The following is a 13012-nucleotide window of genomic DNA, read 5'->3' on the forward strand; positions in this document are numbered from 1 at the left end:
GAGGGCGGCTCGGACCCATGTTCTTATTCGCGTTGCAACATCCCCGATGTGCTCTGAAGGAGTCACTGTGTCTGCCGTGCCTGAGCTGCGTGTCACCCTCGACGGAACCGAGCGTGTGGTGGCGGCCCGGACGACGGCCGGGCAGGCGCTGGACGCCGATGGGCGCACCGTTATCGCCGCCCGCGTCAACGGCGAGCTGCGCGACCTCCACCGTGAACTGGCCGAGGGCGACGTCGTCGAGCCGGTCGCCATCGACTCCGAGGACGGCCGCGCTATCCTGCGGCACTCCACCGCGCACGTGCTGGCGCAGGCGGTGCAGGAGCTGTTCCCCGAGGCCAAGCTGGGCATCGGCCCGCCCGTGGACAACGGCTTCTACTACGACTTCGACGTCGACGAGCCGTTCACCCCCGCTGATCTGAAGAACATCGAGAAGAAGATGCAGCAGATCATCAAGCAGGGCCAGCGCTTCGACCGCCGCGCCGTGAGCGACGAGGAGGCGCGTGCCGAGCTGTCCACGGAGCCCTACAAGCTGGAGCTCATCGGCCTCAAGGGCGGGGCGGGCGACGCCGCCGAGGGGGCGGGCGTCGAGGTCGGCGGCGACGAGCTGACCATCTACGACAACGTGCACCCGCGCACCGGCGAGCTGTGCTGGAAAGACCTCTGCCGCGGCCCGCACCTGCCGACCACCAAGGTCATCCCGGCCTTCAAGCTCATGCGCTCCGCGGCGGCCTACTGGAGGGGCAGTGAGCTCAACCCGCAGCTGCAGCGCATCTACGGCACCGCCTGGGAGTCGAAGGACAAGCTGAAGGAGTACCTGACCTTCCTGGAGGAGGCCGAGAAGCGCGACCACCGCAAGCTCGGCGCGGAGCTCGACCTGTTCTCCTTCCCCGACGAGCTGGGCTCGGGCCTGCCCGTGTTCCACCCCAAGGGCGGCGTAATCCGCAAGGAGATGGAGGAGTACTCGCGGCGCCGCCACGAGGAGGCGGGCTACGAGTTCGTCAATACCCCGCACATCACCAAGGCGAAGCTGTTCGAGACCTCGGGCCACCTGCCGAACTACGCCGACGCGATGTTCCCGCCGATGCAGTTCGAGGGCCAGGACTACTACCTCAAGGCCATGAACTGCCCGATGCACAACCTGATCTTCCGGTCGCGCGGGCGGTCCTACCGCGAGCTGCCGCTGCGACTGTTCGAGTTCGGCACGGTGTACCGCTACGAGAAGTCGGGTGTGGTGCACGGGCTGACCCGCGCGCGCGGGTTCACCCAGGACGACTCGCACATCTACTGCACCAAGGAGCAGATGCCGGGTGAGCTCGACACCCTGCTCACCTTCGTGCTCGACCTGCTGCGCGACTACGGGCTGAGCGACTTCTACCTGGAGCTGTCCACCCGCGGTGAGTCCGAGAAGTTCATCGGCGAGCCGGAGGAGTGGGAGGAGGCCACCGAGGTCCTGCGGCAGGCCGCCGAAAAGCAGAACCTGGAACTGATCATGGACCCGGGCGGCGCCGCCTACTACGGCCCGAAGATCTCGGTCCAGGCCAAGGACGCCATCGGTCGTACGTGGCAGATGTCGACGCTCCAGGTCGACTTCCAGCAGCCCAAGCGGTTCGGGCTGGAGTACACGGCGGCCGACGGCTCGCGGCAGCAGCCGGTGATGATCCACCGCGCGCTGTTCGGCTCGATCGAGCGGTTCTTCGGGGTTCTGCTGGAGCACTACGCCGGCGCCTTCCCGGCCTGGCTCGCCCCGGTCCAGGTGGTCGGTATCCCCATCGCCGACGAGCACGTGCCCTACCTGGAGAAGGTGGCCGAGAAGCTGCGCGCCGAGGGTATCCGGGTGGAGGTCGACTCCAGCGACGACCGGATGCAGAAGAAGATCCGCAACGCCCAGAAGCAGAAGGTCCCCTTCATGCTGCTGGCGGGCGACGAGGACGTCAGCAAGGGCGCGGTGTCCTTCCGTTACCGCGACGGGTCGCAGAAAAATGGCGTCGCCGTCGATGACGCGGTCGCCGAGATCCTCGCTGCCGTGCGCGAGCGCCAGTAGTCGGCGCCGCGTCGCCAGCATAGGAAACGAGAGAGAAGAACGAGGGGGCGCGCTGCCAGCACAGCGCGCCCCCTCACCTCAACCCCGAACGGAGATCCCCGAATCCGCTCGGGGGAGTCCCCGGGCACCCAGGAAGCCCGGGGGGTCTATGGAGTCCTCAGCGGGGGTGGAACTACCAGTCGCGTGTGTCCTGCTGTGTGACATGCAGCGGCTTGCACAGGCGCTTGTACAACCCTCGCTCGACGTTCCACACGATGAATTCCCGCAGGAACCTCCAGTCGAATTTCGTCAGCTTGAGGACGTTCCCGGACTCATCGAGGAGCTGGCAGTAGTAATACCCCTCCTGCTCTGCGTCGGGGTACCAGGAGAATTCTCCGCCCTGCCACACTTCCAGGCGGCCGGACGTCGGGATGTCCGACTTCTTCAGGATGATGTGGTTTTCGGTCATCGTGGCCACCGGTGGTAGGTGCAGTGCAGGTGCATACCGGTGACATAGGGGCGCACCGAGCGTGCGTTCCTCAGTCGAGTGCGGATCATGGTCCGTCACCTCCTTTCGGCGCCCTCCGCGGGCGTGGAACAAGCATCACTCCACAAGCCGTGGCCTTCCTCTTTCGCCACAGATCTATGGCATCTCCGAGAAACCGTGGAATCTTGGAGACAGCTGAAGCATCCTGTGGACATGGCAGAAAAAGTTGATGCGGTCTGGGCTCAGTGGGGCGGAGAGCTACGCCGATTGCGTTCTTTAGCTGGGAAAACGCAAGCGCAGCTCGCTCGGGGCGCGCCCCTCAGTAGGCAGCAATTGAGTGCTCTAGAGAAAGGGACAAGAACCCCAAAGCGGGAGTATGCCGAAGAGTTGGACAGGGCGCTTGCCACAGGGGGTGCTCTTACTGCACTCTGGGATGAGATCAGTGACACGAAGGATGTCCCTGATCACCTGAAAAGTATTCTGAAAGTCGAGCGCCAGGCCGCTGAGATCCGCGAGTATCAGTCCGTAGTTGTTCCTGGGCTGCTTCAGACAGAGGACTATGCTCGTGCCATCCTGGGGCCGCGTTACATGAGGCGAACCACTGAGCAGCTCCAGCAGCTTGTCAAGGCTCGCACGAGTCGATTGCCTGCGATTGTGCCATCAGGACCCCTCCTGTGGTTCGTCGTGCGCTCTCCCGTCATGCGGTGTCCAGTGGGAGGGGATGAGATTCTGAAGAGGCAGCTCGAACACATTATTGATCTTTCGGAAAAGGGTGAGATCGAGTTCCAGGTACTTCCTGACTCCCGTACGGGTGCAGGCTTCCATCCTCCCTTTCGTGTCAGCACGATGCCTGATGGAAAGACTGTCGGGTACGCGGAACATGCCATGGGTGGCTTGACATTCGATAAGATGAAGCGTGTTGCTGTGCTGCAAGCAGCGTTCGGTGCCTTGCAGGCAGACGCGCTTTCCCCTGATGATTCGATAGCAATGATCTACGAGATCAAGGGAGGCCTCTAAGATGGGGCGCTGGCGTAAGTCCAGCTACAGCGACACTTCGGGTGGTAACTGCCTTGAGGTCGCCTCTTGGCATACCTCCAGATACACGGATGGTGGCCTGGGTCAGAACTGCGTTGAGGTAGCAGAAGGACGAGTTGCTGCGATTCGGGATACCTGGTACCGCGAACACGGATTCCTTGAGTTTCCAGCGAGCGAGTTCGTCTCCCTTGTGAATGCCGTGCGTCAGGAATCGCTTTAGTCAACACAGGCAACAGCTTGCCTAACAATCGTTTGGTAGGCTGCTTGTCATGGAGCAGAGCGTACCGGCGCCCGTGCCTGTCCCCGGCCACGGGCTGCTGTGTGGCCGCACCGCCGTCATCACTGCTGCCGCTGGCACCGGAATTGGTGGCGCTACCGCACGTCGTCTGCTCGACGAAGGTGCTCGCGTCCTCATCAGCGACGCGCATGAACGTCGCCTGCAGGAAACAGAGGCCGCAATCGCCGCCGATTTCGGGGCAGACGCCGTCGCCGCCGTCCCCTGCGATGTCACCGTCGAGAGCCAGGTCGCGGCGATGTTCGAGGCCGCCTGTGCGCGCTTCGGCCGGGTCGACATCGTCGTCAACAACGCCGGGCTCGGCGGTACCGCCAAGCTCGTCGATATGACCGACGAGCAGTGGGAACGCGTGCTGGATGTCACGCTCAACGGCACGATGCGGTGCACCCGTGCTGCCCTCCGCCATATGGCCGCGAACGGCGGCGGGGCGATCGTCAACAACGCGTCCGTAGTGGGTTGGCGCGCCCAGGAAGGGCAGTCCCACTACGCCGCCGCCAAAGCGGGGGTTATGGCTCTGACCAGGTGCGCCGCGATCGAAGCAGCGCCGCACGGGGTGCGGATCAACGCTGTTGCCCCCAGCCTGGCCATGCATCCGCACCTTGCGAAGGTGACCTCCGAGGAAGTTCTCGCGGAGCTGACTGCTCGGGAGGCGTTCGGCCGATACGCCGAACCGTGGGAGATCGCGAACGTTATCGTCTTCCTGGCCAGCGATTACTCCTCCTACATGACGGGAGAAGTGGTCTCGGTATCGAGTCAGAGAGCATAGAGACGCAATGAGCCCACGGCGACGCGACGCCGACAGCACGTCCACGGCCCGTACCCACCGGCGGGCGGAGCTGCTCGGCATAGCCGCCGGCATCTTCGCCGAGCAGGGGTACGCGGCCACAACGATCCGGGAGGTAGCCGACGCGGCCGGAATGCTCGCCGGAAGCCTCTACTACCACTTCGACTCCAAGGAGTCGATGGCCGACGAGATCCTCTCCACCTTCCTCACCGAGCTGTGGGAGTCCTACGACCGGATCCTGGCCGCGAACAAGGGCGCCCGGGAGACCCTGGAAGCGCTCATCGCGGCGTCGTTCACCGCCATCGACGCACACCGTCCGGCCGTCGTGCTCTACCAGAACGAATCCAAGCACCTGGCGCTGAGCCCCCGGTTCGCCTATCTGAACGAATCACGTTCCCGCTTCCGCGACATGTGGGTCGGACTGCTGGAGCGGGGCGTCCGAGAGGGGGCGTTCCGCGCCGACCTGGACGTGCCCCTGGCCTACCGGTTCATCCGCGACACGGTGTGGGTCGCGGCGAACTGGTACGCGCCGGGCGGGCGCCTGTCCGCCGACATGGTCGCCAAGCAGTACCTGACGATGATCCTGGAGGGCATCCAACCCCACCCCTCCTGACTACTGAGGCTTCACCGGCGATGTCGCCGGTGCCTCCGTTGATCTCGGCGAAAGCGACCGAATTTCGCCGCGAATTCGGTCGCTTGCGCCGAGATCAACGGAGAAGCAGGAGCATTGCGCTTGAAGAATCGGTAACCCTGCCGCCGATCCCAGTCAGCACCCGCGTGAGGAGAGTGTCCGCAGATGGCCGAGGCCTTTATCGTTGACGCGGTGCGTTCCCCCGTCGGCAAGCGAGGCGGCGGGCTGGCCGCCGTGCATCCGGCTGACCTGGGAGCGCACGTCCTCACCGCGCTCATGGACCGCTCCGGTGCCGATCCTGCCGCCGTTGACGACGTCATCTTCGGTTGCGTCGACACTATCGGCCCGCAGGCCGGGGACATCGCCCGGACCTGCTGGCTCGCCGCCGGACTGCCGGAGGACGTGCCGGGCGTTACCGTCGACCGCCAGTGCGGTTCCTCGCAGCAGGCCGTGCACTTCGCGGCCCAGGCGGTGCTGTCGGGGACCGCCGACCTGGTCGTCGCGGGCGGGGTGCAGAACATGTCGCAGATCCCCATCGGTTCCGCGATGACCGCCGCCGAAGGGCTCGGATTCACCGATGGACCCTTTGCCGGGTCGCACGGCTGGCGACGCCGCTACGGCACGCACGAAGTCTCGCAATTCCGTGGCGCTGAGATGATCGCGGAGCAGTGGGGCGTCACCCGCGACGCCATGGAGGAGTTCGCTTTAGCCTCCCACCAGCGGGCGATCCACGCCATCGACTCCGGCCGCTTCGACCGCGAAACGGTTCCCTACGCCGACGTCACGGCCGATGAGGGGCCGCGCCGCGGGGCGACCCGGCAGGCCATGGCCGGACTGCGCCCGCTCGTCGGGGGCGGGCGGCTCACCGCCGCGCTCGCCTCGCAGATCTCCGACGGCGCCGCCGCGCTGCTGGTCGCCTCCGAGGGGGCCGTGGCCGCGCACGGGCTCACCCCCAGGGCACGCGTCCACCACCTATCCGCCCGGGGCGAGGACCCGGTGCGCATGCTGTCGGCGCCGATCCCGGCCACCGCGCACGCGCTGAGCCGGGCGGGGATGCGGATCGACGACTGCGACGTGCTGGAGGTCAATGAGGCGTTCGCGTCGGTCGTACTCGCCTGGCTGAAGGAGACCGGTGCCGATCCGGCGCGCGTCAACCCTAACGGCGGCGCCATCGCGCTCGGCCACCCTCTCGGAGCGACCGGCGCCCGGTTGATGACCACCCTGCTCCACGAACTCGAACGCAGGGGTGGGCGCTACGGTTTCCAGACCATGTGTGAGGGCGGCGGCCAGGCCAACGTCACGATCATCGAGCGGGTGTGAGCCGACCCCGCGGGCTCGCGGTCGCCGGAACGCCCCACACACTGCTCTTGGTTCTCGATAATGCCCAGGGCCCCGCCCTCGTTGCCCTTGTCTGCGTCTACTTGCTGGTGCCGAGCTCGATCGTGGGGGAGATCATGTCCTCGGTGTCGACCAGTTCCTCAGCGTAGAAGTTGTCGGCGACCCGCGGCTCGATGAGACTGGTGTCCCGTGGCTTGCTGTCCTGAATCGTGTGGTTGCCCTCGTTCAGGGCGGCCCCGGGGTCCACGACGGTGCCTGCGACACTCTCACCGTCGCCGACCAAGGAGGACAGGGTGCCGGCGTGGGCCGTACCGGTGGACAGGCCCGCTACTGCGATCGCGGCGGTGGCAAGGGTGGAGGTCAGTATCAGCTTGGTCGTCGCCATGGGGGGATCCTTTTCTTGGCGCTCTGTGGACTTGCTCGAAGTCTATAGATTAGTGGCCAGAAATGTTTCCCATCGAGCCAATCGGGTGCCCGATCAGGCCAATTTCCCACCTCTGTTGTAGCGAGTAGGTCGTGTGGTCACGAGCGGTTGGTGACGCCCCTATGGTCCTGGCGTCGGAGACGATATCCCTAGCGCTCGTTGATGAGCTTGCTCGCTTTTTTCTCCCTCGCGCTTGATTCGTTTGTTTTTCTGGTCTTTAGGGTCTTGTGTCAGGAGTCGTGGAGAATTTTCTTGAAAAGATTGATCTCCGCTCTTGCCCGAAGAGGAGATTGAATGCCCGATATATGCGGTGTGCTCTCCGCGGTCGACTCATCTCCTACACGTGCGAACGGTGCGGGTCAGGTGGAACAGGCCATCCAGGGGCGAGCGCGCCTGGGTGATGACGCGGTCGATCAGATCCGCGCGGAGGACGGGTCGTTCGGGGTGCTCAGGTCGTTGGGCACGGCGGGGCGAGGTCGCCATGGTAGCGACGGCGGCGGCTCTCAACTCAGACGGGTCGGCCTTCATGGCCATGCGAGGGAGTCCTCACCTGGCTCACTCGTCGGAGATGTCCAGTGCTTGGGGCAATCCCCGACGCAGGGGCGGGACACAGAGTGGACGGACACGGCGTCTTCCAATAATCCGACAGCAAACATCTAACTTTCGGTCATAGCCACTGTTTTCGGTGTCGATCCGCTTTGTCTCGGCAGCGACGATCTAGCGTGGGCAGGGGCGGCCGCGTGCGTCGTGCACTGGGGTGATACTCACTGCGCACACAGCCGTTTGTCAGTTATCGACGATCACAGGGGGCTCGTCATGGCGGTGTCAACCTTGGACAACCGGAACAAGGAATGTGTGGATGCCTGCGTTGAGTGCCAGCAGGCGTGCGAGGCGTGTAACTACAGGTGCTGCGCGGAGAACCCGGAGATGGCCGAGTGTGCGCGATTGTGCCTGGACTGTGCGGTGATCTGTGCGCTGTGCGTGACGCTGCTGTCGCGGGGGTCGAAATGGGCGGTGCGGCTGTGTCGGACGTGCGCGGAGATCTGCAAGGCGTGCGCGCTGGAGTGCGAGAGGTACGACGCCGACTACTGCCGTGAGTGCGCGGCCGCATGCCGTCGGTGCGCGGAGCAGTGCCAGCAGATGGCTGGAGCGGGCATCTAAAGGTTCCCGGCGTTCACGCGTTTCGGGAGGGCACGGCCGTCGACCGTCCCCTCCCGCTGGTGGTTGCGCTTACCGACTGGGGTGCGGTGCTCCTCGTCCTCCGGACGTGACCTTGCCCCCACCGCACGGGTTTAGCCTGCTGGCGGAAGCTGGCACAGCTCCCACAATCCGTCCGGCACCAGGCGCTCGGCCATCGAAACACAGGTCGCGATCCCCGCGATTTCGCGTCATTCGGCTGTCGCCGAAAGTCGTTGCCGTGCCATTCGCCGCGACGCATCCTCGGAACTGAGAGGGAAAGGGGAAACCAATGAAAAAGCTCAGTTCCATTGCGGCCGCGACCTGTGGCGTATTCGGAGTCATCGTTCTGGCGTCCCCGTCCGCGAACGCGGATGTGGCGTCGAATTCCGACGAGCCCTACTGCGCGATTCTCGTGGGCAAGGCCAGCGGTGACGGGCCCTCGCCGGTGATCGCCTCGGCCTGCTCCCCCACCTCCGAGAAAGACGCCCGTAACAGGATGATGCGGGCGGCGGAGCGCACGCAAGCCCGGACCCAGGGCAGCGAGAGCTCGACGAAGCTGTCCAGCGATCTGCTGATGACCTGGTTCGAGGACGCGAACTACGGGACGCCCAAGGCGGACATCTACGGCGACGCCGGCCCATGCGACAGCGCGGGCTATGAGCTTCACCCATCGACCACCTGGCCGTGGTCATGGGGGAACTCGATCAGCTCGGCCGCGGGAACCGAGACCTGCGATACGGCGGATTTCGTCTCACAGAGCAATACCTATGCGAGGACGTTCAATCTTCCGGTTCCGTTCATCGGGAACACGCTGAACGACAACGTCGGCACCATTCGCGTCTGGAACGACTGACCGACAGAAGCGTTTGACACCATTCACTCGCCCTCCGTGGCCCTGGCCACGTCTGTGACCGAGCTGCGGTCCAATCGGTGAAGGGTCGTGTGTGCCTCGGCCATGATCTGGTCGATGAGTTCGGCGCACGAGGGCAGGTCGTCCGGGTCGCTAATGGCACCGACGACCTGCCCGGCGGCCATGACGCCCAGGTCGGTGCGGCCGTCGACCATGGCGGACCTGAGCAGCATCGGAGTGTTGGCCGCCATGAGCACCTGCGACCATGACAGGCCCGTGCCGCGCCGCATCGCCATGGCCTCGTGCAGAAGGTGCGGCCAGGACAGACCGGAGATCCGGCGGAAGCGGACGGCGTTGCGGGTCGCGCTCAGGAGGCGGCGGGGGCGAGCCGAGGTCTCCAGTCCGTCGATGAGATCGGTGCGCAGGACGCGGTGCGGCAGGCCGTCGACCTGGCGGGTCACCACGGTGTCACGTGTGCCGAGGTAGAACCGCTTCACTTCGCCGGGGACCGGGCTGTCCGAGGTCAGCAGGAAGCGCGTGCCCATCGCGATTCCGGCGGCGCCGTAGGCGAGGGCGGCGACGAGGCCGCGCCCGTCGAAGAAGCCGCCCGCGGCGATGACGGGGATGTCGACCGCGTCGACGACCTGTGGAAGCAGCACGGTGGTGGACACCGCCCCGGTGTGACCACCACCTTCGCTCCCCTGCACCAGCACGGCATCGGCGCCCCACGCCTCGACCTTCTCGGCGTGGCGCCGGGCGCCGACCGACGGCATGACCACGACACCGGCGTCCTTCAAGCGGCGGATCAGCTTCGGGTCGGGAGCGAGCGCGAAGGAGGCGACCTTCACGCCCTCCTGGACCAGCAGGCCGACGCGGTCGCTCGCGTCCGCGGCATCGGCCCGAAGGTTGACACCGAAGGGGGCGTCCGTCCGCTCGCGCACTTCGCCGATGGCCTCGGCGAGCCGCTCCAGGGGCATCGTCGCCGACGCCAGAATGCCCAGCCCACCGGCGTTCGCGGTGGCGGCGACCAGGTGCGGCCCGGAGACCCAGCCCATACCCGTCTGCACGATCGGGTAGCGGCAGCCGACCAGTGCGGTCAGCGGTGTCGGCAGCGGTGCGGGGCTGCTCGCTGGCAACGGGGAGCCCTTTCGGGGGCCGGTGTGTTCGGGTTCGGGGCTCATGAGGGAACCTCGCGGGCGCGCAGGCCTTCGGGGTCGAGCACGTCCCGTAGCAGGTGGAGTTCGTGCGCGGTCGGGCGGCGGGTGGTCCGTACACCGTTGCCTGGGATATGCAGGTCGAACCCGGTGTTGTCACACACCTCCTCGACCGTGACGCCCGGGTGCAGTGACACCAGCTGGAGCGTGCGTCCCGGGCCGTTGACGTCCAGCACCCCCAGATCGGTGACGACGCGGCGCAGGTCATGGGCGTCGGTCGCGGCGACACCGCTCACCATGTCGACCTTGTCCACGAAGACGCGTCGGGTGTGGCGCGGGATCCAGTAGCTGGTGGTGCTGCACATCGTGTTGCCCGGTGCCCCGCGGGCGCCGAGGAGCTGGGCGGTCGGCTTCGACCAGTCACCGATGCAGGAGATGTTGCTGCGGCCGTGCCGGTCGAGCTGCGCGGCGCCCATCATCACGTGTCGGCGCCCATGCAGGACCAACCACAGGTGGTCGCGGAAGGGGAGCCATCCCTCGGCGGAGGCGTCGGCTGAGTCGGTGGAAGGGGCGGCGCGGGTTCTGGGGCGGCCCAGCGGCAGCGGTTCGCGGGTGAGGAGCGCGCCGCCGTCGGTGGTGAGGAGGCCCGGCTCGAAGGTGAGGCGGGCCAGGCGCGCGCCGAGGATCGCGCAGGTCCCCATGGCGGCGGCGAGTACCTCACCGTCGCCGCGCCAGGCCTCGGCGCAGGCGATCACGCACGTCTCGGCGCGCGTCGGCGCGGCCACGGTCGGGCTCGTGGGGTTCATCGGGCTCATGGGCGGGCGACCTCCTGCTGGTAGGTGCCCTCGTCCACGTCCAGGTAGCGGATTCGGAAGCGCCGCCAGTCGTCGGGGGCAGGGGCGGCAGCCGCGTAGCGCCGCTGGAAGGCCTCGTCGCGGCCGTAATCGGGTTCGCAGGAGGTGAAGTGTGCTCCGTTCGGGGTCTCCGCGACGCCCGCCACCAGCATTCGGCTGATCAGCAGCGACTGCACCGGCCCGTCGAACGTCTCGACGATGCGTTCGCAGGACAGGTAGCACCGGCGGGCGGCCTTGGCGAAGAGGTCGTCGAGGAAGGGGTCCGGGCCGAGGTACTGCCCGTTGCCGCGCGCGTCGGCGCGGTTCATGTGCACCAGCGCGACGTCCAGGTGCAGCGGGGGCATGGCGATCAGTTCCTCACCTGCTGCCTCCCCTGGCCCTGCCCGTTCCTCGGCTCTCTCGTCGCTGTTCGACTCTGGGCCTGGGCGGGTGGGGTAGGGAGAGCGGACGGTCCGAAGGTGGGGATTGACCCGCGGGAGATCCGAGGCCATCCCGGCGGGTGTCGGGAGGAACGGGAGCCGGTGGGCCGCCGCGAGCAGCCCGAACATGAACATGCCCTCGTCGTACTCGGTGAAGTCGATGTCGCCGCGCTGCCGTGCCGTGCGGAACCAGGGATCGAGCGGCAGCGAGTCGAGCGTGACGAAGGGGGCGATCACGCGTCGCACCTTGCCGTAGGCGCACAGCAGGCCGACGTCCGGACCGCCGCAGGAGACGATGGTGAGGTCGCGCAGCGGGGTACGGCAGATCGCCCGGACCAGAGCCATCGGCTTGCGGCGCGATCCCCAGCCGCCGATACCGATCGTCATCCCGTCGGACAGCGAGGCGGCGATGTGCTCGGGGGAGGTGACCTTGCCGCTCACCGCGTTCCGTCCGTGTCGGTGGTCGTGTGGGCGAGGTACGGAAGTGGGGACAGGGGCGGGCCCTTATCCGCCGCCTCCTCGCAGTCCGCTGACTCCCTCGTCTCCCTCGTCTCTCTCGTCTCCCTCTCGGCGACGAAGCCGTCGCGGTGGGCACCGCCTGCCCCGGTGAGGGTGAGTTCGTAGGTGAATCCCTGCTCGAAGCGGTAGCTGCGCTTGACGTCCACCGGGTCGATGCCGTTCAGCACCTCTTTGGCGCGCCGGATGACCTGCGGGTCCTTCTGCGCGATCTCGCCCGCCACGGCCAGGGCCTCCGCACGCAGCTCGGCGGGCGGCACCACCGACAGCACCGAGCCGTACGCGTGCAGCTCCGTGGCGCGCACGTTCCGGCACGTGTACACCATGGCGCGCATCAGGTGCTGGGGCACGAGCCGCCCGAGGTGGGTGGCGGCGCCCAGCGCGCCCCGGTCGACTTCCGGAAGGCCGAAGTAGGCGTCCTCGGAGGCGACGACGATGTCGGCGTTTCCGGCCAAGCCGACGCCGCCGCCGAGGCAGAAGCCGTGCACGGCAGCAATGACCGGGACCTCGCAGTCGTAGATCGCGGCGAAGGCCGCGTAGCAGGCGCGGTTGGCGCCGAGGAGCGCGTCGAAGTCGTTCGTGCGCTGCATCTCCTTGATGTTGACACCGGCGTTGAAGCCGCGCCCCTTCGCGCGAACGAGGGCGGCACGCACGGCGGGGTCGTGTCCGGAGTGGCGCACGGCGTCGGCCAGGTCGTACCAGTCGCGCACGGCGAGCGCGTTGACCGGGGGAGTGTGGACCACGATCTCGGCGATGTCCGAGGAGTGGATGGTGGTGGAGACCGCCATGGCTTACCTTTCCACCAAACGTTTGTTAGAACTATGACCGTAGCAGTCGCCCGCGAATCCCTCCAGAGGGCAGCGAGGGCGGAAACGACGACGACCGACGAACGCGGGAGCGCCGTGAGCGAGAGCAGCCACCGAGCTTTTCGCGGGCGGTGTCGGTTCCCGCCTCGCCCTTCCGTTGATCTCGGCGAAATCGACCGAATTTTGGCGGAGATTAGGTCGATATCGCCGAGATCAACGG

Annotated in this window: 14 protein-coding genes; 8 read left to right on the top strand and 6 right to left on the bottom strand. The window is 66.7% G+C overall.

What is annotated here, in order from left to right; translation table 11 throughout:
- Positions 1-67: 67 nt before the first annotated feature.
- Positions 68-2041, top strand: a complete 1974-nt coding sequence (gene thrS, locus ABD259_RS17550) for a threonine--tRNA ligase (RefSeq protein WP_344163939.1) — start codon at positions 68-70, stop codon at positions 2039-2041.
- Between the two features lie 172 nt (positions 2042-2213).
- On the opposite strand, the gene ABD259_RS17555 is transcribed toward thrS, so the two are convergent.
- On the bottom strand, positions 2214-2489 hold the full coding sequence (locus tag ABD259_RS17555) for a hypothetical protein (protein WP_344102309.1): 276 nt from the start codon (positions 2487-2489) through the stop codon (positions 2214-2216).
- A gap of 231 nt (positions 2490-2720) precedes the next feature.
- Here ABD259_RS17555 and ABD259_RS17560 point away from each other — a divergent pair, with 231 nt between their 5' ends.
- From ABD259_RS17560 to ABD259_RS17580, 5 genes are all read left to right on the top strand, one after another.
- Positions 2721-3524: a helix-turn-helix domain-containing protein gene (locus tag ABD259_RS17560; protein ID WP_344102308.1), complete on the top strand. Its 804-nt coding sequence runs from the start codon at positions 2721-2723 to the stop codon at positions 3522-3524.
- 1 nt (position 3525) lies between these two features.
- The gene (locus ABD259_RS17565) at positions 3526-3762 is read left to right on the top strand and encodes a DUF397 domain-containing protein (protein ID WP_344102306.1); all 237 of its coding nucleotides are present in this window, start codon (positions 3526-3528) and stop codon (positions 3760-3762) included.
- A 49-nt stretch (positions 3763-3811) separates the two neighbouring features.
- The gene (locus ABD259_RS17570) at positions 3812-4603 is read left to right on the top strand and encodes an SDR family oxidoreductase (protein WP_344102304.1); all 792 of its coding nucleotides are present in this window, start codon (positions 3812-3814) and stop codon (positions 4601-4603) included.
- Positions 4604-4610: 7 nt separating this feature from the next.
- Positions 4611-5234 carry a TetR/AcrR family transcriptional regulator gene (locus ABD259_RS17575; RefSeq protein ID WP_344102302.1) on the top strand — a complete coding sequence of 208 codons (624 nt, stop codon included), beginning with the start codon at positions 4611-4613 and terminating at the stop codon, positions 5232-5234.
- Between the two features lie 183 nt (positions 5235-5417).
- Positions 5418-6572 (top strand): acetyl-CoA C-acetyltransferase, encoded by a 1155-nt coding sequence (locus ABD259_RS17580; RefSeq protein ID WP_344102299.1) that lies wholly within the window; start codon positions 5418-5420, stop codon positions 6570-6572.
- 97 nt (positions 6573-6669) lie between these two features.
- Here ABD259_RS17580 and ABD259_RS17585 read toward each other — a convergent pair whose 3' ends face one another.
- Entirely contained in the window at positions 6670-6975 is a 306-nt protein-coding gene (locus ABD259_RS17585) for a hypothetical protein (protein ID WP_344102297.1), read from the bottom strand.
- Between the two features lie 855 nt (positions 6976-7830).
- Here ABD259_RS17585 and ABD259_RS26045 point away from each other — a divergent pair.
- Both ABD259_RS26045 and ABD259_RS17590 read left to right on the top strand, forming a co-directional pair.
- On the top strand, positions 7831-8175 hold the full coding sequence (locus ABD259_RS26045; protein WP_486348486.1) for a four-helix bundle copper-binding protein: 345 nt from the start codon (positions 7831-7833) through the stop codon (positions 8173-8175).
- 307 nt (positions 8176-8482) lie between these two features.
- Complete coding sequence (locus ABD259_RS17590; RefSeq protein WP_344102291.1) at positions 8483-9046, top strand: hypothetical protein; 564 nt, start codon at positions 8483-8485, stop codon at positions 9044-9046.
- Between the two features lie 23 nt (positions 9047-9069).
- Here the strand turns inward: ABD259_RS17590 and ABD259_RS17595 are convergent, their stop codons facing one another.
- The 4 genes from ABD259_RS17595 to ABD259_RS17610 are packed head-to-tail and all read right to left on the bottom strand — an operon-like array spanning position 9070 to position 12774.
- Positions 9070-10224, bottom strand: a complete 1155-nt coding sequence (locus ABD259_RS17595; RefSeq protein ID WP_344102288.1) for an NAD(P)H-dependent flavin oxidoreductase — start codon at positions 10222-10224, stop codon at positions 9070-9072.
- A complete protein-coding gene (locus ABD259_RS17600; RefSeq protein WP_344163942.1) occupies positions 10221-11012 on the bottom strand; it encodes a CoA-transferase subunit beta in 792 nt (263 codons plus the stop codon). Before ABD259_RS17600 ends, ABD259_RS17595 begins: the two co-directional genes overlap by 4 nt.
- Positions 11009-11857: a CoA transferase subunit A gene (locus tag ABD259_RS17605; RefSeq protein ID WP_425573540.1), complete on the bottom strand. Its 849-nt coding sequence runs from the start codon at positions 11855-11857 to the stop codon at positions 11009-11011. The genes ABD259_RS17600 and ABD259_RS17605 overlap by 4 nt, the downstream gene beginning before the upstream one ends.
- A gap of 50 nt (positions 11858-11907) precedes the next feature.
- A complete protein-coding gene (locus tag ABD259_RS17610) occupies positions 11908-12774 on the bottom strand; it encodes an enoyl-CoA hydratase family protein (RefSeq protein ID WP_344163947.1) in 867 nt (288 codons plus the stop codon).
- Positions 12775-13012: the final 238 nt, after the last annotated feature.

This window comes from Nocardiopsis rhodophaea, from assembly GCF_039530945.1.
In the GTDB taxonomy this organism is placed as follows: domain Bacteria; phylum Actinomycetota; class Actinomycetes; order Streptosporangiales; family Streptosporangiaceae; genus Nocardiopsis_C; species Nocardiopsis_C rhodophaea.